The following is a 22,280-nucleotide window of genomic DNA, read 5'->3' on the forward strand; positions in this document are numbered from 1 at the left end:
GCCGGGGGGTTCCGGAGGTGGGCCGGGGGTCGTGGGCCGGGGTGGGGCCGGTGGATCGGAGGGGTGGGGCGGCTCGGTCGGGGCCGGTGGTTCAGGGGGTGCGCAGGATGTCCAGGGCGGCGTCCAGGCCGTGCGAGGCCAGGGGGACCCCGGAGAGTTCGAGGCCCATCTGCACGCCGGCCAGGGTCCCGGCGAGCGTCAGGTCGTTGAAGTGGCCCAGGTGCCCGATGCGGAAGACCTTGCCCGCGAGCCGTCCCAGGCCGGCGCCCAGGGACATGTCGAACCGTTCGAGGACGATCTCGCGGACCTTGTCGGCGTCGTGTCCCTCGGGCAGGAGCACGCCGGTGAGGGAGCCGGAGTACTCCCGTTCGTCGGCGCAGAGCACTTCCAGGCCCCAGCCGCGCACCGCCGCCCGGGTGGCGGCGGCGTGCCGGGCGTGCCGGGCGAAGACCTCGGGGAGTCCTTCGGCGGCCAGGAGACGCAGCGCCTCCTCCAGACCGTAGAGGAGGTTGGTGGCCGGGGTGTAGTGGAAGAATCCCTTCCGGTTCGCCTCGATCACCGGCTGCCAGTCCCAGTACGAGCGGGGCAGCCGGGCGGTCTCCGAGGCGCGCAGCGCCTTCTCGCTGACGGCGTTGAAGCTCAGACCGGGCGGCAGCATCAGGCCCTTCTGCGATCCGGCGACCGTGACGTCGACGCCCCAGTCGTCGTGGCGGTAGTCGATGGAGCCGAGCGAGGAGATGGTGTCGACCAGGAGCAGCGCGGGGTGTCCGGCCGCGTCCAGGGCGGCGCGGATCTCGGCGATCCGGCTGGTCACGCCCGTGGAGGTCTCGTTGTGGACCACGCAGACGGCCTTGACGGTGTGCGCGGGGTCGGCGGCGAGCCGGGCGGCGAGGGCCTCCGGGTCGGCGCCGTGGCGCCAGTCGCCGGGGACGAAGTCGACGTCCAGGCCCAGTCCCACGGCCATCGTGCGCCAGAGGGAGGCGAAGTGGCCGGTCTCGAAGCAGAGCACCCGGTCGCCGGGGCTGAGCGTGTTGACGAGTGCGGCCTCCCAGGCGCCGGTGCCCGAGGCCGGGTAGACGATCACGGGGCTCTCGGTGCCGAACACCGGGGACAGTGCGGCGAGCAGGCGGTGGGTCAGTTCGGCGAACTCCGGCCCCCGGTGGTCGATGACGGGAGCCGCCATCGCGCGGAGCACGGAGTCGGGGACGTTGGTGGGGCCGGGGATCTGTAGGAAATGACGGCCGGTCCGAAGGGTCATATCGACGTAACTCCTTCACCATTGTGCCGTGTTACGGCACGGTGTATCGTTTCTCGGCACGGCGGAGCATAAGCGCGCCTCCGGGAGGGAGTCAACGGATGCAGAACGTCCTGAACGCACTTCGGGCCTTGGAAGAGGTGGCGGCACGGCAGCCGATCGGGGTCGCGGAGCTGGCCAGAGCCATGGAACTGCCCAAGAGCACCGCCCAGCGGACCCTGGGGACACTGCATGCCGCGGGGTGGATCCGCCAGACCGGTTCCACCCCCACCCGGTGGGCCCTGACCACCAAGGCGCTGCTGGTCGGCAGGCGCGCCACGGGTGAGCTGGGGCTGCGGGACGTGGCCGTGCCGGTGATGGAGGAGCTGCGCCGGCGCACCGACGAGACCGTGCACCTGGCCGTGCCCGAGGGGGACCGGGTGATCCTCATCGAGCGGCTGGAGACCAGCCGTCCGGTCCGGATCGTCCTGCCGCTGGGCCAGATCCTGCCGAGCCACGCCTCGGCCAACGGCAAGGCCGTCCTCGCGGCCCGCCCCGCCGGCGCGGTGGACCAGTACATCGCCGCCGGGCTGACCGGCTTCACCGGGGACACGATCACCGAACCGGTGCTGTTCCGCGAGGAGTTGGCGGAGATCCGGCGGCGCGGGTACGCGACCAACGGCGGCGAGTGGCGTACGGACGTCTCGGCCGTCGCGGCGGCCGTGCTCGGCGCGGACGGCCTGCCGGTGGCGAGCATCAGCGTCAACGTGCCGACGAGCCGGATGACCGCGCAGATGAGTGAGAGCCTCGGCGCCCAGGTGGCGGCGGCGGCCCGCGAGGTCGGCGCGGCGCTGGAGCCGCTGCACTCCTTCCGGCACCGCTGAGCGGCACCGCCGAGCGGGGGCGGCGGGGGGGGCGGGCGGAGGCGGGCCCGTGGAGGGTGGGGCCCGTGGAGGGTGGGGCCCGTGGAGGGTGGGCCCGGAGGCCGGTGGCGGGTCCAGGAGGTGAGGGTCCCGGGGTGGCCGGCGTGTGAAACCGCTCGGCACCGTTATCGTCCACACCCTTGACGCTGCGTCGGCGCCGTCAACATACTCGCCACCAATGAAATTCCAGTTCCGCCATACGGAACTGGAATGGTGCGTTTGTGCGATATCACCCCGTCCAGCGGCGCTGATCACACCCCACTGTCCCAACGCCTGCTCCCGGCAGGACCTCCCGGCCGTTCACCGGGCGCGAGGTCCTGTCCGGGGTGACTCCGCATGCCCGCGCACTCGGCCGTCGACCGAAGGCGAGGAAGCCTCGTGTCCGCTCATGTCATTGCCCTGCTCGCACTGGTTCTTGTGTTCGTCATCGCCACCTTCTCCTCTGTCCACATGGGCGTACTGGCTCTGGTCGCCGCCTTCGCGATCGGAACCACGGTCGCCGGGGAAAGCACCGACGACATCTTCGGCGGGTTCCCCGGCGATCTGTTCGTCGTCCTGGTGGGAGTCACCTTCCTGTTCGCCATCGCCACCAGCAACGGCACGGTGGACTGGCTCGTACACGCCGCGACCCGCGCCGTACGCGGCCGGATCGCCCTGATCCCCTGGGTCATGTTCCTGATCACGGCGGCCCTCACGGCGGTGGGTGCCGTCGTCCCCGCGGCGGTGGGCGTCATCGCGCCCATCGGCATGGGGTTCGCCGTCCGCTACCGCATCCGTCCCGTCCTGATGGGGCTGCTGATCATCAACGGCGCGAGCGCGGGAGGGTTCTCCCCCGTCAGCGTGTTCGGCAGCATCACCAACGGCGTGGTCTCCCGCAACGACCTGCCGGGCAGCCCGACCCTGCTGTTCGCCGGGTCGTTCCTCTTCAACGTCCTGCTCAGCGTCGTCGTGTTCCTGCTGTTCGGCGGGCGCCAGCTCATCGGGCGCCGCGCGCACGACATCGCCGTACCGGCCCTCACGGACAAGAGCCCCTCCGCCGCCGCCCCGGAACCTGAACGGGGGCCGGGACCGGGACCGGGTTCAGGCCCAGTTCCCGTTCCAGGTCCGGGCGGTACGCCGGGCCCCGCACCCGCAGGCATCGCCGCCCGGCCCGGCGGGGCGCCCGCGGGCCGGACCTCCACCCTCACCGCGCCCGCCGGAACCCTGCCGGACGGCACACCGGACGGCGCCCCGGCCGCAGACCCCGTACCCGTCGTACGCCTGGACGGCATCCGCGTCCTGACCCTGCTCGGGCTGCTCAGCCTGGTCGTCGGGGCGCTCTTCTTCAAACTGGACGTGGGGCTGATGGCCCTCACCGTGACCGCCGTCCTGGCCTTCGCCTCCCCCGCGAGCGCGAAGGGGGCCGTGGACCGGTGCGCCTGGTCGACCGTACTGCTGGTCTGCGGTGTGGTGACCTTCGTCGGGCTGATGGAGCGGATGGGCACCATCGACTGGCTCGGCAGCAGCGTGGCCTCGATCCAGGCGCCCCTGCTGGGCGCCCTGCTGATCTGCCTGATCGGCGCCTTCGTCTCCGCCTTCGCCTCGACCACCGGCATCCTCGGCGCGCTGATCCCGCTCGCCGTGCCGTTCCTGCTCAGCGGCGAGATCGGGGTGGTGGGCCTGATCACCGCGCTGGCCATCTCCTCGTCCGTCGTCGACTCCTCCCCGCTCTCGACCAGCGGCGCCCTGGTGACGGCGAGTTCCCCGGAGGAGGAGCGTCCACGCGTCTTCCGCAACCTGATGATCTGGGGGCTCAGCATGGCGGTCATCGCCCCCGTGACCACCTGGATGCTGCTGATCGCACCCGGCTGGCTCTGAACCCGGCCCGGCCGGCCCGGCCGGCGGACCGGGCCGGCTCGGTCCGGCGCGGGCCTCCGGGTCCGGTCCGCTCCGGGCCGTCCGGTCCGATCCGGGCCGTCCGGTCCGATCCGGGCCGTCCGGAAGCCGTCCGGAAGCCGTTCGGGTGCATCCGGGCGGCCCCGGCAAGCCGTATGCCCCGTCCGCGGCGAACCATGGGAGAGGACCGCCGCCCGCCGCCCTCCCCCGACGGGCCCCGATCGCTCGTAGGGAGCCCGTGTGAGCACCTCCGGTTGTGGGCCCGCCCGCGCGGTCGAGGAGTGGGACAGCAACTGGTACGCGGCGGCGATCCACGCCCGGCGGGGCGACCTCGCCCTGTGCGACGCCGAGGGCTGGTCCTTCCCCCTGGACCTGGAACGGTGGTGCGCCCGCGCGGACGCCGCCGACCGGGCGGTGCTGCGGCGGTGCACGGCCCCCGTCCTGGACATCGGCTGCGGGGCGGGCCGCCTGGTCGAGGCACTGGCCCGGCGCGGGAGCACCGTCCTCGGGATCGACGTGTGCCCCTCCGCCGTCGCCGCCACGGTCCGCCGGGGCGGCGCCGCCCTGCGCCGCTCGGTCTTCGACCCGCTCCCCGACGAGGGCCGGTGGGGGACCGCCCTGCTCATCGACGGGAACATCGGCATCGGCGGCGACCCGCGCCGGCTCCTCTCCCGCATCCGGGAACTCGTCCACGACCAGGGGCTGTTGCTGGTCGAGGCCGCTCCGGGCGAGGTGGACCAGCGCCGCCGCGTCCGCATCCACGCGGGACACCGGCCGGTGAGCGCCGTCTTCCCCTGGGCCACCGTCGGCGCCACGGCGGTCGGCCGTCACGCGCGCGCCTCGGGGTGGACCGTGGCCGAACGGTGGGCCACGGCCGGGGGCCGTCACTTCGTCACGCTGCGCGCCGCCTCCTGACCCCGCGCGCCACGCCGCAGCGCCCGCGACCCGCGCCACATCCGTACGAGGAGGAGCGCGGCCGAGGCGGCGAACAGGACGGCGGTGATCAGCAGCCAGCGCCCCAGGAACACGTCCTCCGGGAGGGCGGTGGCCGCCGTGTAGCCGTCCACCCGGCGCAGCACGAGCGGCCACCAGACCAGCAGCAGGAGCCCGGCGACGAACGCCGGCACGCGGAGGTGGTTGACGCCCGTACCCACCGCACCCGGCCCCTGACCGGTGGCGGCCCGGACCCCGACCCCACCGCCGCCACCGCCACCACCGCGCCGGCACAGCGCCTGCGCCGCCCGGTCGGTCACCGAGTACAGCGGCAGCAGCACCAGGTCATGGAGTACGGCCGCCCCGGCGAACCAGAGGATCACCCCGAAGGTGTTCCCCCTGAGCAGGCGCAGGCCCGCGTACCCGGCGAGGGCGAAGGAGGCCAGGACGAGCAGCAGGTGGAGCGGGGAGGCCCCGTAGCGACGACGGAAAGCGGACGGCGCGGGCGGGGTGGGAGGGGCGGGTGGACCCGGTGGAACAGGTGGGCCAGGTAGTACGGGCGGGACAGGCGGGACAGGCGGGACAGGCGGGACAGGCGGGACAGGCGACGGTACGGGTGAGGCCGCCGGGCCGGTCGGTTCCTCGGCCGGGCCGGTCATGCCCGCTCCCCGAAGGCCGCAGGGGCTCCGAAGGTGCCGGCGTCCCCGAAGGTGAGTCGGGTCACCCATTTGGTGTTGTGGACGCCGGGCGCGCCGGGGACGATGACGCGGGCCGGGTAGCCGTGGTCGAGGGAGAGGACGGCCCCGTTGACGCGCACGGCGAGGAGCGCGCGGTCGTCGCGCACCTGGTTCTCCCGCAGGACGACCGAGCTGAACGAGCCTCCCCGCTGCACCGATTCCACCAGGAGCGGCGGGGCGTCGGCGTCCCAGCCGACGAGCGCGGCCAGTCTGTTGAGGCGGACCCCGCTCCACCGCTGGTCGGGCGTGGACCAGCCCTCCACGCAGGCGATGGGGAGCGCCGCCTCGGACTGCTCCATGGCGAGCAACTGCGCGCGGGTCAGGACGACTTGGCGGCCCGCGCCGCGTACGGTCAGCCGCCAGGCCGGGCCGATGTCGCTCGGCCGGATGCCGACCGAGGCGGCCGTCTTGTTGATCTGGAAGCCGTTCGGGCCGGAGCCCGGGTCCTGGCCGTGCGGTGCGAGCAGGGCCGTCTGCCGGAACCAGCCGCCCACGCTCTGGCCCACCGTCACCACGAGCAGCGCCACCGAGCCGAGACCGACCATGGCGACCGCGCCCCGGCGGGAGAGCGTCGGCGCCGCCGGCCGGGGCGTGACCAGCCCCGCACCCGTTTCCTCCCCCGGGCCCGCCGGGGGCTCCGCACGTCCGGCGCGGACGGCGCGGACCGCCCTCGGCAGCCGCAGCGCCACGTGCACGACGAAGGCGCTGATGAACACCCATGCCCCGTAGAAGTGCAGGGTGTAGAAGGAGCCCGGGAAGATGTAGTGCAGCTGTACGTTGAGGATGCCGGTGGCGAACTCGAAGCCCGCGCCGCCCACCAGCAGCAACAGGGAGATCCGCTCGACGCCTTGACCGACCGACCGTACGGGGGGCCACTCGAACAGCTTCGGGATGACCGACCAGAGCTTCGCCAGGAGGACGGGGACGAGCACGATCCCCAGCGTGACGTGTGTCCCCTGGGTGAGCCGGTAGAGCCAGTGCGGGGAAGTGGGCCAGGAGAAGAGGTAGAAGCCGAGCCACCCCTTGTCGGGCGTCTGGTCGTTGACGGGCGACAGGTCCGGGTTGTACGCCGCGTACGACAAGAGGCCCGTCAGGAAGAGGACGGTGACGCCGAACAGCAGGATCAGCCCGAACACGGCGGTCAGCCACGGGCCGCGCAGCGGACTCCGCCAGAACTCCGGCCGCGCCGGACCCGGCGGCGGCCCCGCCGTCCTCGCCATCCCGACGAGCGCCCGCACCCGTGCCGTCAGCCCGGACCGCCCGCCACCGGATTCCCCGACCGGAGGTACTGCCGGGCCTGGGGGTTCCGGCTGCTCCGGGGGTTCTGGCTGCTCCGGGGGTGGCCGTGGGGTGTCGTCCGGCTGCTTCCGCCCGCTGCCGCTCGCGTCCACCCGGACACCTCCACACATTCCAGCCCGCATATGCGACTTATCCGGCATAAGCTATCCGGCGCGAGCCGCCAAGGGAACGTGCCGCACCCAAGACACGACCAGCCCCCGTGGCACACCGGACCGGCCCGCTCACTCCCCACCGGCCGAGTCGGTGTGCCGTGTGCGTCAGCAGTGGCAGGTCATGCCGGCGTCGGTGATCTGCGCCGCACCCGAGGGGGTCACTTCCTGCTGAGCCGGGCCCGCGCCGCATCGCGCCGACAACCCCGCCGCGGGCATGGCCGGCGGGGTGCGGAACGTGCTCGGCGGGGAATCCGTCAGCCAGGAAGCGCTGCCGTCAGGTCGACCTCGATCAGCTGTCCCGGATATCCGAGCTGGGCGACCCCCAGCAGGGTGCTCGCGGTCGAGAACGCGGACGCGATGACGGACTCGTTCAGCCGGAACCAGGCCGCCGCCAGCACCTTCTCGTCCGGACTCACCACATAGATCAAGGATTTCACGACGTCTTCGGGACCCGCGCCCACCGCGTTCAGCGCGATGAGGGCGTTGGCCGCCACCTGGTCGATCTGTGCGTCGAGATCCCCCTCGCCGACGACGTCACCGGCGGAATCGAGAGGACACTGCCCGGACAGATAGGCGGTACGGCCCGCCTCGACGACGGTGATGTGGTGGTAGCCGGGGGTGGAGTGGAGCCGGTCGGGGTTGATACGTCGGATCTTGTCGGTCATGGTCCAATTCTGCGCAACCGGACCCCGACACCGCACCCGGTTATCCCCGTGCCCGTGCCCGCGCCCGTGACGCGGTCGGAGAGTACGTCTTCCCCACCCCATCCGGACCGGCCGCAGGTCCGAACCCCCCTCAGGAGAACGCGTCGGGCGTTCCACCGGCGGAGGCGGTCACCATGCTCACCCTGGTCCTGATCGGTTTGCTCGGCGGGCTGATCACCGCGGTCTCCCCGTGCATCCTGCCCGTCCTGCCGGTGGTCTTCCTCGCGGGCGGTCCGGGCACCGAACCGCCTCCGCCACCGGGCGGGGCACGGAACGACACGGCGCAGAACGGCACCACACGGAACAGCACCACACAGAACGGCACGGCGCAGGACGGCCCCGGGGCCGGTGGCGGCGCCGGGGCGCGTGGGGCCGGCGGTGTGCTCCTGGGCGACGCCCCGCCCGTGGCGCCGCCGAAGCCGCCGCGCAACCGGCGCCCGTACGCCGTGGTGGCCGGGCTGGTGATCAGCTTCGGTTTCTTCACCCTGCTCGGGGTCACCATCATCTCGGCGCTCGGGCTGCCCCAGGACGTCCTGCGCTACATCGGCCTGTCGCTCCTGGTCCTGATCGGCCTCGGCCTGATCTTCCCGCCCCTGGAGCGGTTGTTGGAGAAGCCGTTCGCGCGCATTCCGCAGCGGCAGGTGAACAAGGAGGGCAGCGCCTTCGTCCTCGGTCTGGGGCTCGGGCTGCTCTACGTGCCCTGCGCCGGCCCGGTGCTCGCCGCGATCACCGTCGCGGGCGCCCGGGGCGAGATCAACGCGAGCATCGTCGTGCTGACCCTCTCCTTCGCCGTCGGCACCGCGGTCCCGCTGCTCGTCTTCGCCCTCGCCGGCCGCCGCGTCGCCGAGCGGGTCGCGGCCTTCCGGACCCGCGCGCGCACACTGCGGATCGCCGCCGGGGCACTGATGATCCTCCTGGCCCTCGCCCTCGCCTTCGACGCCACCACCGCCCTCCAGCGGGCCCTGCCCGACTACACGTCCGCCGCGCAGCGCAAGGTGGAGGACAACGACACCGCCCGCCAGCAGCTCTCCGGCCTCTCCGACCACACCAACAGCGCACTCTCCCGCTGCGAGGACGGGGTGGACGAGCTGCGCTCCTGCGGGACGGCCCCGCCCCTGGCCGGCATCGCGAAGTGGCTGAACACGCCCGACGGACGCCCCGTCACCCTCGCCTCGCTGCGCGGCAAGGTGGTGCTGATCGACTTCTGGACCTACTCCTGTGTCAACTGCCGGCGCAGCCTGCCCCACATCGAGGCATGGGACCGCGCCTACCGCGACAAGGGCCTCGTCACCATCGGCGTCCACTCCCCCGAGTTCGCCTTCGAGAAGGACCCGGGCAACGTCACCGACCAGGCCCGCGAGCTCGGCGTGACCTATCCCGTCGCCCTCGACAACGACCTCGACACCTGGAACAACTACCGCAACCGGTTCTGGCCCGCCAAGTACCTGATCGACGCGCAGGGCACCGTCCGCCACTTCAGCTTCGGCGAGGGCCGTTACGCCCGGACCGAGGGCCTGATCCGCACCCTCCTGAAGCAGGCCGACCCCGCCGTCCAGCTGCCGCCCGCCACCGGCCGGGCCAACGACAAGCTGACCGCCGACCGCACCCCCGAGACCTACCTCAGCACCCTGCGCATCCGCGGCTACACCGGCACACCCGGCCTGGTCCAGGACAAGGCGACCGCGTACGCCTTCCCCACCGCCGGTCTCCCGCTCGACCGGCTCGCCCTGTCCGGGACGTGGACCGCGGCGTACGAACAGTTCACCGCGGGGCCGGACGCCCGGCTGGCCTTCACCTACCGGGCGAAGAACGCCAACCTCGTCCTCGCCGGGGAGGGCACGGTGACGGTCCTGGTGGACGGCAAGGAGACCAGGACCCTCCAGGTCCACGGCACACCGACGCTCTACCGGCTCACCGACGACTCCTCGGCCCGCCGGGCCACCCTCGAACTCCGCTTCACCCCGGGCCTCCAGGCCTTCGCCTTCACCTTCGGCTGAGCCACCACCGGCGACCCGGCCACCCGGCCACCCGGCCCCCGGCCACGACGGCCCCGGCCGCCCCAGCACCTCAGGCAGCCGGGCCGCGCGGCCGGTCGCTCAGTCGCCGGGCAGCAGCCGCGTCTCGGCGGCCGGCATCCCCTTGGCCCACCAGTGGTCGTAGCGGCGGTAGGCCCGGGGGTCGCGGGGGGCGAGGAACGCGACGAGCGACCTGGCCTCCGAGGCCAGCCCCTCCCACGCATCCCGGGGAAGGGGACGGAAGGCGGTGGCCTCGATCCCCCCGTCGACGGGGCGCCAGACACCGGCGACGTGGCCGTCCACCAGCAGGGTGGGCAGCACGTCGCCGTTCCTGCGCGTCACGTGCTTGCGGTAGTCGGGTGGGATGACGCGGCCCCGGTCGGCGTAGGCCAGCAGGACGCTGTCCCACATCGCCATCAGCCGGGGCGGGGCGGGGGTCTCCCCGGCCGGGCGCGGTGCGCCGGGAACGTCGTACAGCACGGTGCCGTCGGGGCCTGCCAGGTGCTCGACCTCGTCGCCGAGGGCGTGCAGCGCCGCCTTGACCCGGGCCCGCTGGACCAGCGCGAACTGCGCCACGTCCGCCACCGACGCCGGCCCGAACCCCTCCAGGTAGCGGCGGACCAGCGTCCGCAGACCCCTGGCGGCCGCGTCCGGGTCCGTGCCGGAGTGCACCGGCACCGCATCGGGACGCCCCGGCACCGGCACCGGCCCCATGCCCGCCGCCGCGACGTACGACGCCCGGTGCCCGAACGACCAGGGCCCTCCCGTACTCGCGTGCCACAGCGGCGCGTACTGCCGCAGCATCCGCTGCGCCGCCGGGTCCATCCGCGCGCCCAGCCGCTCCGTGAGCCACTGCCCCAGCTCCACGGTGGTCCGCGGCCGGTCGGCGTAGGCCAGCAGCTCCGCGACGAGCACCCCCGTGTCCACGACGGTGAGCCCGGACTCCGTGAAGCGCGCGTCACCGATCCGGGAGCCGCGCAACGTCGGCTCCATGGCCTCCCGGAAGGTCCGGTAGTCGTCGGCGTGGACCGCGTGCAGGGTGAGCCGCATCAGCGTCGCCTTGACGGTCCGCAGTTCGGCGAAGGCCGAGTCGAGCCCGGCCGGGTCGAAGCCGCTCACCCTGTTCCACAGCGCGATGTACGGGGAAACCGGCTGCTGTGCCTGTAGGGCGACCACGCGTCGCACCGCGTCCGCGACGTCGAGCGGCTCGCGTCCGAGCAGCAACTGCCGGGCGAGCGTGGCGCGGTTGAGCTCGTGCGCAGTGATCTTCATACCGGGATTCTTCCCTCCCTCCGGGCCGGGAAAGAAGCCGGGGTGGGGGTGGACGGACCCGGTCAGCGGCCGAGGCGGTAGCGGAGCAGGCGGGAGCGGGCCTCTTCCTCGGTCAGGCCGAGCGCCCTGCCGATCTCCTCCCACGACACCTCGTCGGCCCGGGTGCGGTGGGCGGCGTCGCCGCCGACCCGGCGGACGGTGCGCTCCAGCGCCGCCACCGCCTTCAGCGCGGCGAGCGGCGCGTCGTCGGCCAGCGCGTCGAGCTGCTCCGTGATCCGTTCGAGCAGCACCTCCAGGGCGACGGGCAGCGGCACCGACCGGGACTCGACCTCGCCGACGTGCCGGGTCCAGTCCTCGTAGGGGCCCGAGGTGTCGAAGAGGTACGGGCGGTCCTCGGTGACCCGGGCCCAGTCGAGCGGATGCCGGGAGGGGCCGCGCCAGCCGCACGAGCAGGCACCCCGGAGCCCGGCCGCGAGCGGCGCGCCCATGGTGCCGTCGTACACCCACCAGTCACGGGACGTGTGGACCTCGGGACCGCTCCCGGTGTCGAAGTACCTCGGCCCCGGCTCGGTACCGTCGGGCAGGACGGCCGCCGCCCTGCCCTCGTGGGACGTACCGAACTCCTCGCTCTGCCACCCCATGGCTCCTCCTGCGCTGCTCGGACCGGACGCACCCACGGGAACCGCCTACGGCCACGCCCCCGAAGCCACAGCGCCCCCACCCCGAGAATGCCCCACCCCCACCCCCTCCGCCCCCCAAACACCCGAACCGACCCACCCAACCCCGGCCTTGCCAGCCGCCGTTGACCGACGGCAGGCCCGGAAACACCCCGCGCGGCGCGGGGAGCACGCCCGCCGGGTTCCGTTCACCCTCATCGGCCGGGGACCACCCCCGCAACGCGGGGAGCACCGCCCGCCGGTTAAAAACTTGGTATCCGGTGAGCGGACCATCCCCGCAGCGCGGGGAGCACGATGGTGCCGCGGGCGATCTGTTCCAGGGCTGTGGACCATCCCTGCAGCGCGGGGAGCACCCGGTCGGACCTGGCTCCGTCGAGCCGGGCGTCGGACCACCCCCGCAGCACGGGGAGCACAGGAAGTGAGCTGCGGTGTTGCCTGACCAGCAGGGGGTTTTTGCTTACTTGCTCCGACTCGGACATAACAGGCGCAGCAGGGTGAAGCTCTCCTGAGCATGGTGGCGCCGGGGTGGGCGCCGTGCTCATACCCTGCCATGGGGCGCACGCCTCCGGGGGCGGAATCCGCCCGAAAGGGGGCGAGGAAGTTCTGGCCCGAGCCGGCCGGGGTACCGTCCACCACCGGGGGTGAGGGCGGGTCAGGGTCAGGGTCAGGAAGGGTTGCCGCAAGGCAGTTCGCCGATGCGGGCGAGCACATGGCCGCGCGGGCCCGTGCCTCCGCGCGGGCCCGTGCCGCCGCCCGCGCACCACCACACCGCCGTGTCGCCGTGTTCGACGGCATGAACGCCCAGACCGTGGGCGGCGCACTGCGGCCACACCTTCCGGGTCCGCCTCAGCAGGTCCTCCTGGACGAGGCACGCCACCGCCGCCACCGCCCCGGTCAGGTCGTCGCCCGTGTACGCCTGCACACCGCCGTCGCCGTCGAGCTGCCGGCCGTCGGCCAGTACGACCCCGGCCGCCGGAGGGAAGGTGTCCCGCAGGACCACCAGCCGGGGTTCGCCCACGATCCCGGCCGTGGGCAGGTCCCGGGCGGCGACCCGCAGCGCGAGACGCAGTACGTCCAGGCGTTCCGGTGCCGGCGCGAAGCCCGGGTCGAAGGGTGTCTCCGCCAGAATCCGCCCGGCCAGAGCGGCCATCTCCTGCGGTGTCACCTCGGCGGGGTGACGTTCCACCACCTCCGACACCGCGTCCCCGTCGTGCCCCAGTTCCATCAGCTCGCACGCCAGGTCGACCACGTCCTGCGCGGCGAGCCGCCCTTCCCGTACGCCGACGTACACACGGGCGCTCAGCCGGTCCACCGCAGACTCCGTCTCCACCACCCCAGTATCACCGCAGTACGCCGCAGTATCCCCGCGCACGGGCCCACTGGTCCTGCCCTGCCCTGCCCGGCCCGGCCCGGCCCGGCTCCGACCCTCAGTGGACGACGCTGAAGCTGCGCCACGGGAGGCTGCCGGGCGCCGTCTGGGACGACAGCGAGGTGGCGACGTAGCTCGTACCGGCGTCGGCCACCTTCCGGCAGTTCGGCGTCCGGTACAGGATCACGTCCACCAGGGTGTTGTTGACCACCCCGGTCGCCCCGCGCGGCCCGAGCCGGTGGCAGCCGAGGACCGAGGTGTTCGACAGGGTCACCTCGGTCTTCGCGTCGCGGTGGGTGAAACTGAGGCTGCCCACGGTGCTCCGGCCCAGGCCCGAGCAGCCGGTGGCGGTGAGCAACAGCAGCGCGGCCCCGGTGACCACGCCGATACGCCGGTGATGGGGCATGAGCCGTCCTCGTCTGTGCGCAGGGTTCCTGCCCCCAGCCTGCCGCGCCCCCGCACGGGCGGCATCCGCTACGCGCCCACCTGGACGAACGCCCCCGCGCCCGGACGTAGCACCCGGGCAAGGCGCAAGGAGGGGCGCGGTGTGTCAGTCCTGGGCGCGGGAGGTCACCGGGGCGTCGGTGCGGTCGCCGAGGAACTCGTACCAGCGGCGCTGGAGGCAGACGTAACGGGTGTCGGCCTCGACCAGGTCGAGGAAGGAGTCGACGGTCGCGGCCAGCCGTTCGCCGAGCCCCCGGTCGGTGAGGGTGTCGTCGTCGCCGAAGGCCTGGTGGGCCGCGGCCAGGCTGAACATGTCGGGGTAGACGCGGGCCCCGAGGTGCTCCAGCGGGACGCGCAGTGCCCACAGGCCCCGGTTGCCGCCCACCATGGAGGGTGACGCGGAGACCAGCAGGGCCTGCTTGTCCTTGAACGGCTGGGGGCGCAGCCGCGAGACCCAGTCGACGGCGTTCTTGAGCACACCGGGGACGGAGGCGTTGTACTCGGGCGAGGCGATGACCAGTGCCTGCGCCGCGCCGATCCGCTCGCACAGGGCCAGCGCGCCCGGTGGCAGGCCCTGTTCGGCCTCGGTGTCGCCGTCGTACACCGGCATCGGGAAGTCGCCGATCGCCGCGAGGTCGGCGGTGGCACCGGCCCGGCCGACGAGTTCCGCGACGAGCGCGGCGAGGCGGGCGTTGACCGAGCCGCTGCGGGAGGAACCGGCCAGGACGAGCACGCGCAGCGAGGCGCGGGCGTGCGCGGGCGTGCCGTCGTCGCGGTGCAGGGCCGGATCGGCGGGGAAGAGTTCGTGGTCGGTCGAGGTCACTGCCATCTCCCTTGCCGGTGGACGCCTGCGGCCGACTCTGGGCCGCCCGCTCCCGGCCACGGTCCGGGCACGCGGGGGCACGGCCGGGTGTCGCTCCCGCGTGGGTACGGCGTGGCGTGGCGAAGGGGTCCCGCCGGAGACCGGCGGGACCCCTCGGCGCTGAGGCTCACTCCTGATGTACCAGTGCCGATGTACCGACGCTGATGGATGTACCGGTGCTGATGGATGTACCGGTGCTGATGCCGGCACTGACGATCAGCCGACGGATCGGTTGGTCGGTCGACCGGTCAGTTGACCGTCACGACGACGGGGAGGGACGTGGTCTTGTCGTCCTTGACCCGCAGTTGCTGCTTGCCCTTGGTGTTGAGCTTGGCGTTCAGGGTGTAGGTGTCGTCGTTCTTGACCGTCGTGCTCGCTTTCAGCGTGGTCCATTTGCCGTTGTTCTTGTGCTGGAGCACGACCTTGCTGCCGGGCTTCAGCCCCTTGGCGCGGCCGGTGAAGGTGACGGTGTCACCGGCTTTCACCTCGGTTTTGTTGGCTTTGACGGTGATGACGCTCTTGACGGCCGGGTGCGTGCTGCTGTGCGTGCTCGGCGTGGAGTGCGGGGTCGGAGTGGCCGCGAAGGCCCCGGTCGCCGTGCCGGCGGTCAGCAGGGCGGCGGACAGCACGCCTGCCGCGAGGGTCCGGGCGCAGCGGGTGCGCGGTATGGATTTCAACGTGGGCTCCTGTCTTGACGGGCTCCCCCTCGTGCCGTGCCTGCGGTCTGCACACATCGGCACGGGTCCGAGGCTATCGGCGGGTCCGGGGAACGGCGACCGGGCGCCTTCCCGGCCGCCGCCCCCGCCCGCCCCCGGCTGTGGTTTCCGCAGGCGGGAGCGGTGCCGGGCCGCTTCGGCCCCGCGCGCATTCGGGGGACTTCCCGTACGACGGACGCACGGCAGGACGTGCGACAGGGCACGTGACGGGACGTGCGACGGGACGCACGGTGGGACCGGACCACGGCGGAACCGCTACGGCACCACGGTGTCCGGGCTCAGACGAGCAGGTGGAGCAGATGTGCGCAGGCGGCCTGCTCGCCCGGGTGGCGGGCGATGACCTCGTACAGGCCCCGCTCGTACGCGCCCGTCTCCCACACCCCGTCGGGCGCCCGGCGCAGGAACAGGAAGTCCGTGGGGGTGGGGACCGGTTCGTGGACCCCCTCGATGCGGTAGTAGCCGCCGGCCACCCCCGCCTCGTTCAGTGCCGCGTACAGTTCCCGGCGGTCCATACGGGCTACGCGCCGGCGGGGACGAGGTACTGGTTGTCCAGCAGCCACTTGACGTTCAGCCGCTGGCCCTGGCCGGGGTCGAGGAAGACCGCGTCGAGCTTGATCTGCTGGCCGCCGCCGGGCTGCTCGAACCACGGGGCGATGCTGCCCTGCCACACCCAGAAGGGCTTGGCCACCTTGTAGACCCGGTAGTTGCAGGGGACGGCCGCGTCAACGGTGTTGAGGCTCTGCGGCGGCAGCGCGCGCTTCGCGTACGCGTCACCGGCGGGCGCCAGGTAGCCGCCGTACTCGGAGCCGAAGCGGTCCAGCCGCTGGCCGGGGCGGAGCTCGGCCGGCTTCTTGTCGAGCTGGCCGTTGACCTCACCGAAGCCGTCGTTGGGCGGGTACTTCCAGCTGCCGGTGTCGGCCGGGCCTTCCCAGTACTTCTTCAGGAACGCCTGCGGGGACAGGGCTCCGGTGCGCTTGTACCCCTTCAGGAGCGGGCCCACGGGGGCCTGCCGCTTGTTCGGGAGCCACTGGGGGCCGAGCCGGGCGTCGTCCCGGAACTTCCCGGTGCAGGGCTCGTGCCGGGCGGTGGACGCGGGCGAGCGTTCCTCCGGCTTCGCCGAGGCGCTCGCGGCCGGGGCCGTCACCAGTGCGGCGGTGACGCCGAGCACGGCAAGTACGTTGCGCATACGGTTCATTCAGAGCTCTCCTCGGGTGCTGATGATCAGTCACGGCCGACAAAGAGTAGCTCTCCGCTCACCCACCGCTCGGCAACCGGCCCCCGGTCCCGACACGAGCACCGACGCCGGCACCGGCACCGGCACCGGCACGGCGTCGGCCCCCTCGGGGATCACCGGACGCCGCAGCGCACCGTCCCGCCCCGGACCGGGGCCTCAGCAGGCGGTCGAGGTGTCGCCGTGCGCCTCCAGCAGGGTCCGCAGGGCCGCCGCCAGCGTCGCGCAGGTCCCGCGGTCCAGCGGCGCGAGCAGCTCGGCGTAGTGCCGCAGGTGCTCGGCCATCACCGTCTCGGTGAGTTCACGGCCGCGCTCGGTCAGCCGGATGCGCACCGAGCGGCGGTCCTGTCCGTCACGGACCCGCTCGACCAGGCCCTTGGCCTCCATCCGGTCGATCCGGTTGGTGATCGCGCCCGAGGTCACCATGGCGGCCGGGATGAGGGCGCCGGCGGTCATCGCGTACGGGGGGCCCGAGCGGCGGAGGGTGGTGAGGATGTCCAGCTCGCCCACTTCCAGGCCGCGTTCGGCGACGAAGACCTTGAGCTGCTTCTCGATGATCCGGTTCATCCGCTGAATCCGCGCCAGCACCTCGACGGGCCACAGCTCCTCCGTCAGGTCGGGGCGTTCCGCCACCCACTGGCCGACGATGACGTCCACCGCGTCACTCATGACGCTCCTCGCTTCCCAGCGGCCGGCCCGGCCGCCCGCTCTCGTTCGCTTCTCGTTCGCTTCTCGTCCGCCCGGTACCGACCTGAGCCGGTCCGACCTGGTCCGGCTCGATCCGGTCCGGATCGGACCTGGTCCGGCTCGATCCGGTCCGATCCGACTCGGCCCGATCCCGCCTTGCCCGACCTGACGGATTCTGATCCGACCTGACGGACTCAGGGTATCTCAACGTTAAGAAACTTGACGCTGAGAGGGAAGGGTGATTTATTTATCTCAACGTTGAGATGATGAACCTTGAGAAGGATGGAGCGGCCCCATGCCGACCGCAAGCACCCCAGCAACCCGCGTCACCTCCGCCACCAGCGCCGCCGCCTCCGGCAGCACCCCCGCCACCACCCAGGTCACCTCAGGCCGCCCCGCACGCGGACCCGTTCCCGTCTTATGGCTGGCCCTGCTGGCCACCCCCGTCGCCGCCGGGGCCAACTCCCCGGTGCTGATCCTCCCGGACATGGCGCACTCGCTCGGCGTCGGCACCTCCACCGCCGCCTGGCTCGTCGCCGCCTTCGCCTGGGCCATGGCCGTCGGCACCCCGCTGCTGGCCGGGTTCCTGCGCCGCCGGGGCCTCCAGGCCGCGCTGCGGCTCGCCGCAGCGCTCCTGGTCTGCGGCACGGTCCTCGTCGCCGTCTCCCCCTGGCTTCCGCTGACCATGCTCGGCCGCGCCGGACAGGCCGCGGGCGGGGCCGGACTGGTGGCGGCGGCGATGAGCCTCGCCGGGACGGCCCGCCGGATGGGCGTCGTCAGCGCGGGGTTCGGCGTCCTCGGCGCCGCGGGCCCGCTGCTCGGGGCGCAGCTCTCGCAAGCCGTGTCGTGGCGGCTCTCGCTCTCGGTGTCGGTGATCGCGGTCCTGGCCGTACCGGTGGTGAGCCGGTACGCGACGGCGCCGGCGCCCGCGCAGGGCAAGTTCGACGCCCGGGGCGCCGGACTCCTGACGGTCCTGGCCACGGCCCTGGTCCTGCTCCCCTACGCACCCCTGGTCGCACTGGGCTCGGCGGCCGTCGCCGGAGCGGTGCTCGCCCTGCACGTCCGGCGCCACCCCGACGGCTTCGTCCCGCTGCACCTGCTGCGCAAGCCCGTCTTCCTCGTCTCCGCCCTGCTGGCCCTGGTCCTGTCGGGCTCGTACTTCACCCTCCTCTTCTCCGTGCCCCGGCTGCTCACCGACCGGGCGGGCTGGGACGGCGGCGCGGCCGGGGCCGGACAGCTCGTGGCCCTGCTCGCCGGGTCCGTGCTCTCCTGGCTGCTGGCGGCGGCCTCGGCCCGGATGAGTCGGACGGCGGTCCGCGCGGTGCTGATCGGGGCGGGCACGCTGGCCGCGGCCCTCGCGGTCCTCGCCGACCAGGGCCCCCTGCTGCTGGCCGCCACCCTGGGCGCCATCTTCGCCGCCACCGCGGGCAACGCCGTCCTCTCCATGCACGCCGCGTCGGCCGCCCCCGACGCCCAGCGCCCCACCGCGATCGGCCTCTTCGCCCTCTGCTACCAGCTCGGCGGCGCCTTCGGCCCGGCCATCGCCGCCGCCCTGGTCCTCACCACCTGACCGGGAACCGCCGGACCCGCGAACGCCCGGCCCACGAGCGCCGGACCCGCGAGCACCCGGCCCGGAACCCGCACCACCACAGCCCCGCGCGAAGACCCGTACGAAGACCTTCCCGAAGATCCGCACGAAGGCCCCGAGCCCGCCCCGCCGCACGGCGGAGGCGGGCACGAGCATGTCCGGCCCGGGAACGACGGGCCCAGGACAGGAACCGGGCACGGAACCCGGCACGGCACCGGGCACGGAAAAGCCGGGCCCGGCCCCCGCTGGGAGGGGCCGGGCCCGGCTGCCGCGCACACCGCGGTGGCGGGAGGGATCACCTGGAGCCGGGCAGGACCGGGTCAGGCGGCTGCCAGGTGCTCCTCGAAGAACCCGGTCAGCTTGGCCACGGCGGCCGGCACGTACGGGTCCTTGTCGTACAGGTCGATGTGCGTGGCGCCCTCGATCCAGAACAGTTCCTTGGGCTCCTCGGCCTTCTCGATCGCCTCCCGGCTGAAGTACGCCGTGTCCGCCTCCGTACCGGCGATCATCAGCAGCGGGCGCGGGGAGATCAGGTCGATCAGGTCGTAGGAGGAGTACTGGGCGATCTGGTCGACGCTGCGGAACAGGTACCGGTTGCCCGAGTTGGGGTGCTGGGCGCGCGGGGTGCGGTAGTAGTCGTGGCCCTCCCGGTACAGGGTCGGCAGGCCGCTCGCCTCTTCCGCCGTGTCCGGGACGACCGGGTTGTGCCGGAAGACACCGGTGGTGGCCTCGGCGGTACGGGCCACGGCCGCCGCGTCGAGCATGTCCCGCAGGACCTGCCCGTCCTGGCCGCCGCCGAGCCCCTCGCGGAACAGGGCGCTGATGTCCGCCGCGCTGACCGTGGCCACCGCCTTGATCCGGTGGTCGGTGGTCGCCGCGAACGGGACGTAACCGCCGGAGGCGCAGATGCCGAGGGCGCCGATGCGCTCCGGGTCGACCTGGTCGAGCGTGGCGAGGAAGGTCACCGCGCTGCGGATGTCCTCGGCACGGGCGAACGGGTCCTCCAGGCCGCGCGGCTGCCCCTCGCTCTCGCCCTGGTGGGCGGCGTCGAAGGCCAGCGCGACGAATCCCCGGTCGGCCAGGTGACGGGCGTACAGGCCGGCCGTCTGCTCCTTCACCCCGCCGAAGGGGTGCGAGGTGACGACGGCGGGGCGGCGCTCCCCCGCGGCCTGGCCCTCGGGGAGGTAGAGGTCTCCGGCAAGAGCGAGCCCGTTGCTCTGGAATTTCACACTGATCGGCTGCATTCTGATGCCTTTTCCTTCTGCTGCATTTCTTCGATGCTTCTTCGGTACTTCCATGGCGCTCATGCGGAACTTCCGATGTTCTGTGAACACCTTCCGGTCGTTCACGTCCTTCACTTTCACACGCCGCACGGGGGCCGACAAGAGAGAGCCTTTTCCTGGGAAGGGTCGTTCCTGGGAAGGATTCCTCCCCCTCACGGACCCCCGCGCGCCCCTCCCGGAAAGCCCCCCGGCTGCGACACTGGGCCCATGGGTACCACAGCGGACGCGCAACGCAACGAACTCGGCGAATTCCTCCGGGCCCGGCGGTCCGAGCTGACCCCCGCCGACGTGGGGCTGCCCGGCACCGGGGCGTTCCGGCGGGTGCCGGGGCTGCGCCGTGAGGAGGTCGCCCAGCTCGCCGCCATCAGCACGGACTACTACACCCGGGTGGAACAGGGCAGGCTCCGGGCCTCCGAACCGGTGCTGGCCGCCCTCGCACGGGCCCTGCGCCTGGACGGGACCCAGACCGCCTACGTGCGCGGGCTGGCCGTGCGGCGCGGCGGCCGGGCCCCGCGCCGGGCCGCCCAGCGGGTCCGACCGCAGCTGCAACGGCTGCTCGACCAGCTCACCGACGCCCCGGCCATGGTCCTGGGACGGCACATGGACGTTCTGGCCTGGAATTCTCTGGCGGCGGCCCTGATCAAGGATTTCGGCGCCCTTTCCCCGCCGGACCGCAACTACATTCGGCTGGCTTTTCTCGACCCGGACGTGCGCCGCCTTTTCGACGACTGGGAAAGCACCGGCCGCACCTGTGTGGCATACCTGCGCATGGACGCTGTGCAGTATCCGGACGATCCCCGGCTCGCGGCCCTGGTCGGTGAACTGTCCGTGAAGGACACCGATTTCCGCACCTGGTGGGCCGCGCACGACGTCGCCGAGAAGAGCTGCGGGGTCAAGACGTTCCACCATCCCGTCGTCGGACGGCTGACCGTCGACTGGGAGATGCTCGGCTGCACCACCGATCCCGACCAGCAGCTCATGGTCATGACCGCCGCCCCCGGCTCGTCCTCCCAGGAGAGCCTGCGCCTCCTGGCCTCCTGGACCGGTCCGGGCCCCGACCGCGAAGCCCCCCGCGGCCCGGACCTCGACACCTCCCCGGACCCCGGGCGTACGCCGGGCCGTCCCGGCCGGGACACCGCGTAACCGTCCGGGACACCACGTAACCGGCCAGGGGCGCCGCGCGGGGCCGGTCAGGCCGCCTTGGCCAGCAGGGTCCACGGGGCGGGCGCGGCCAGGGCGAGCCGGGGCTTGCGGGCCGCCCAGTGCCGGACGGAGGCCGCCATGACGGCCGCCGGGTCCGCGACCGTGCGCGTCGGCTCGAAGGGCGCGCCCATGCTGGTGTAGCTCTGGAACATCGACAGCAGCCGGACCGCCTGGTTCTGGAAGGGCGAGAGGTACTGGTCGGCGAGGGGCAGGAAGAAACGGTTCCAGCTGTCGCCGGAGACGATCGGCGGGCGCTCGATCGGCGCCACCCCGTGGGCGGCGCGGCACTCGTTCAGGGTGTCGCAGACGACGTCGAGCAGGGAGTCCAGGGTCAGGCTCCCGCTGCCCCCGGCGATCACCTCCGTACGGGGCGCGGCGGGCGGTTCGGCGAGCGCGGCGGCGGCGACCACCGCGCCGACCTCGTCGACGGGGCTGATCTCCGCGTATCCGGCGGGGTCGCCGACGACCACGGCGGCCAGCCCGGAGACGAGGGCCTGGAGGAGGGTGTACGGGCCGGAGAAGCGGGCGATCTCGCCGCTGTGGCGGCGGCCGACGACCAGGGGCGGGCGGACCAGCGTCAGCGGGCCCGGATGCTCTGCCCGGACCACCTCCTCGCACACCGCCTTGGACCACTCGTAGCCGTTGCGGTAGCCCTCGAACTCCTCGCCCCGCAGGTCCTCGGGGTTGCGGACGCCGCCGACGTAGGCGGTGGAGACGTGGACGAGGTGGGTGTCGCGGCCGGCCAGCCGCAGCACCGCGCGCAGCGGTTCGATGTTGGCCTCGGTGGCCTCGGCGCGGCTGAGCGTCCAGCGGGTGGAGGCCGCGCAGTGCACGATCACGTCCCAGTGCCCGGCGAGGGCGGGCGGCGGGGGTTCGGCGCCGATCCGCCAGCGGACCAGCGTGTCGTCCCCGGGCCGCCGGGCGACCCGGGTGAGGTCGTACGCGCCGCCCTGGCCTGCGGCGCGCAGCCGGTCCGCGGTCTCCCGCAGCCGGTGTTCGGTCTCGCTGCCGACCACGCCGCTCGCGCCGGTGAGAAGGATTCGCATGGACATCGTTTCTGGTCGCAGGGCCGGAGT

21 protein-coding genes are annotated in these 22,280 nt (G+C 73.1%); 6 read left to right on the forward strand and 15 right to left on the reverse strand.

Annotated features, from left to right (window positions below):
- Nucleotides 1–91: 91 nt before the first annotated feature.
- On the reverse strand, nt 92–1,258 hold the full coding sequence (locus tag ACIA5F_RS11195; protein ID WP_399351588.1) for a pyridoxal-phosphate-dependent aminotransferase family protein: 1,167 nt from the start codon (nt 1,256–1,258) through the stop codon (nt 92–94).
- A 98-nt stretch (nt 1,259–1,356) separates the two neighbouring features.
- Here ACIA5F_RS11195 and ACIA5F_RS11200 point away from each other — a divergent pair, with 98 nt between their 5' ends.
- The 3 genes from ACIA5F_RS11200 (at nt 1,357) to ACIA5F_RS11210 (ending at nt 4,947) form a co-directional block, all read left to right on the forward strand.
- Nucleotides 1,357–2,118, forward strand: a complete 762-nt coding sequence (locus tag ACIA5F_RS11200) for an IclR family transcriptional regulator (RefSeq protein ID WP_399351590.1) — start codon at nt 1,357–1,359, stop codon at nt 2,116–2,118.
- A 417-nt stretch (nt 2,119–2,535) separates the two neighbouring features.
- The gene (locus ACIA5F_RS11205; RefSeq protein WP_399351592.1) at nt 2,536–4,014 is read left to right on the forward strand and encodes an SLC13 family permease; all 1,479 of its coding nucleotides are present in this window, start codon (nt 2,536–2,538) and stop codon (nt 4,012–4,014) included.
- A gap of 258 nt (nt 4,015–4,272) precedes the next feature.
- The gene (locus tag ACIA5F_RS11210) at nt 4,273–4,947 is read left to right on the forward strand and encodes a class I SAM-dependent methyltransferase (protein WP_399351594.1); all 675 of its coding nucleotides are present in this window, start codon (nt 4,273–4,275) and stop codon (nt 4,945–4,947) included.
- Here the strand turns inward: ACIA5F_RS11210 and ACIA5F_RS11215 are convergent.
- The 3 genes from ACIA5F_RS11215 to ACIA5F_RS11225 all read right to left on the reverse strand — a co-directional run bounded on the left by ACIA5F_RS11215 (nt 4,917) and on the right by ACIA5F_RS11225 (nt 7,818).
- Entirely contained in the window at nt 4,917–5,423 is a 507-nt protein-coding gene (locus ACIA5F_RS11215; protein WP_399351760.1) for a hypothetical protein, read from the reverse strand. The genes ACIA5F_RS11210 and ACIA5F_RS11215 overlap by 31 nt on opposite strands.
- A gap of 197 nt (nt 5,424–5,620) precedes the next feature.
- The gene (locus tag ACIA5F_RS11220) at nt 5,621–6,922 is read right to left on the reverse strand and encodes a molybdopterin-dependent oxidoreductase (protein ID WP_399351596.1); all 1,302 of its coding nucleotides are present in this window, start codon (nt 6,920–6,922) and stop codon (nt 5,621–5,623) included.
- A gap of 485 nt (nt 6,923–7,407) precedes the next feature.
- Complete coding sequence (locus ACIA5F_RS11225) at nt 7,408–7,818, reverse strand: RidA family protein (RefSeq protein ID WP_399351598.1); 411 nt, start codon at nt 7,816–7,818, stop codon at nt 7,408–7,410.
- A 173-nt stretch (nt 7,819–7,991) separates the two neighbouring features.
- Between ACIA5F_RS11225 and ACIA5F_RS11230 the strand changes: the two genes are divergently transcribed.
- Nucleotides 7,992–9,854 carry a cytochrome c biogenesis protein DipZ gene (locus tag ACIA5F_RS11230; protein ID WP_399351600.1) on the forward strand — a complete coding sequence of 621 codons (1,863 nt, stop codon included), beginning with the start codon at nt 7,992–7,994 and terminating at the stop codon, nt 9,852–9,854.
- 99 nt (nt 9,855–9,953) lie between these two features.
- Here ACIA5F_RS11230 and ACIA5F_RS11235 read toward each other — a convergent pair whose 3' ends face one another.
- The 9 genes from ACIA5F_RS11235 to ACIA5F_RS11275 form a co-directional block, all read right to left on the reverse strand.
- Nucleotides 9,954–11,144 carry a winged helix DNA-binding domain-containing protein gene (locus ACIA5F_RS11235; RefSeq protein WP_399351602.1) on the reverse strand — a complete coding sequence of 397 codons (1,191 nt, stop codon included), beginning with the start codon at nt 11,142–11,144 and terminating at the stop codon, nt 9,954–9,956.
- 62 nt (nt 11,145–11,206) lie between these two features.
- Nucleotides 11,207–11,785: a hypothetical protein gene (locus tag ACIA5F_RS11240; RefSeq protein WP_399351604.1), complete on the reverse strand. Its 579-nt coding sequence runs from the start codon at nt 11,783–11,785 to the stop codon at nt 11,207–11,209.
- 700 nt (nt 11,786–12,485) lie between these two features.
- Nucleotides 12,486–13,151, reverse strand: coding sequence for a hypothetical protein (locus ACIA5F_RS11245; protein WP_399351606.1), 666 nt, complete (start codon nt 13,149–13,151; stop codon nt 12,486–12,488).
- 97 nt (nt 13,152–13,248) lie between these two features.
- Nucleotides 13,249–13,596 carry a hypothetical protein gene (locus ACIA5F_RS11250; RefSeq protein WP_399351608.1) on the reverse strand — a complete coding sequence of 116 codons (348 nt, stop codon included), beginning with the start codon at nt 13,594–13,596 and terminating at the stop codon, nt 13,249–13,251.
- 144 nt (nt 13,597–13,740) lie between these two features.
- A complete protein-coding gene (locus ACIA5F_RS11255; RefSeq protein ID WP_399351762.1) occupies nt 13,741–14,373 on the reverse strand; it encodes an NADPH-dependent FMN reductase in 633 nt (210 codons plus the stop codon).
- A gap of 371 nt (nt 14,374–14,744) precedes the next feature.
- Nucleotides 14,745–15,173, reverse strand: a complete 429-nt coding sequence (locus ACIA5F_RS11260) for a hypothetical protein (protein WP_399351610.1) — start codon at nt 15,171–15,173, stop codon at nt 14,745–14,747.
- Nucleotides 15,174–15,490: 317 nt separating this feature from the next.
- Nucleotides 15,491–15,724 (reverse strand): hypothetical protein, encoded by a 234-nt coding sequence (locus ACIA5F_RS11265; protein WP_399351612.1) that lies wholly within the window; start codon nt 15,722–15,724, stop codon nt 15,491–15,493.
- A 5-nt stretch (nt 15,725–15,729) separates the two neighbouring features.
- A complete protein-coding gene (locus ACIA5F_RS11270; protein ID WP_399351614.1) occupies nt 15,730–16,407 on the reverse strand; it encodes a TNT domain-containing protein in 678 nt (225 codons plus the stop codon).
- A gap of 195 nt (nt 16,408–16,602) precedes the next feature.
- Entirely contained in the window at nt 16,603–17,112 is a 510-nt protein-coding gene (locus tag ACIA5F_RS11275) for a MarR family winged helix-turn-helix transcriptional regulator (protein WP_399351616.1), read from the reverse strand.
- Nucleotides 17,113–17,425: 313 nt separating this feature from the next.
- Between ACIA5F_RS11275 and ACIA5F_RS11280 the strand changes: the two genes are divergently transcribed.
- The gene (locus ACIA5F_RS11280; RefSeq protein ID WP_399351618.1) at nt 17,426–18,700 is read left to right on the forward strand and encodes an MFS transporter; all 1,275 of its coding nucleotides are present in this window, start codon (nt 17,426–17,428) and stop codon (nt 18,698–18,700) included.
- Between the two features lie 338 nt (nt 18,701–19,038).
- Here ACIA5F_RS11280 and ACIA5F_RS11285 read toward each other — a convergent pair whose 3' ends face one another.
- A complete protein-coding gene (locus tag ACIA5F_RS11285) occupies nt 19,039–19,962 on the reverse strand; it encodes an alpha/beta hydrolase (RefSeq protein WP_399351620.1) in 924 nt (307 codons plus the stop codon).
- Between the two features lie 246 nt (nt 19,963–20,208).
- Here ACIA5F_RS11285 and ACIA5F_RS11290 point away from each other — a divergent pair, with 246 nt between their 5' ends.
- Nucleotides 20,209–21,144 carry a helix-turn-helix transcriptional regulator gene (locus ACIA5F_RS11290; protein WP_399351621.1) on the forward strand — a complete coding sequence of 312 codons (936 nt, stop codon included), beginning with the start codon at nt 20,209–20,211 and terminating at the stop codon, nt 21,142–21,144.
- A 47-nt stretch (nt 21,145–21,191) separates the two neighbouring features.
- On the opposite strand, the gene ACIA5F_RS11295 is transcribed toward ACIA5F_RS11290, so the two are convergent.
- Nucleotides 21,192–22,250, reverse strand: coding sequence for an SDR family oxidoreductase (locus tag ACIA5F_RS11295; RefSeq protein WP_399351622.1), 1,059 nt, complete (start codon nt 22,248–22,250; stop codon nt 21,192–21,194).
- Nucleotides 22,251–22,280 lie beyond the last annotated feature (30 nt).

Origin of the sequence: Streptomyces sp. NPDC051567 (genome assembly GCF_044454165.1) — a bacterium.
In the GTDB taxonomy this organism is placed as follows: domain Bacteria; phylum Actinomycetota; class Actinomycetes; order Streptomycetales; family Streptomycetaceae; genus Streptomyces.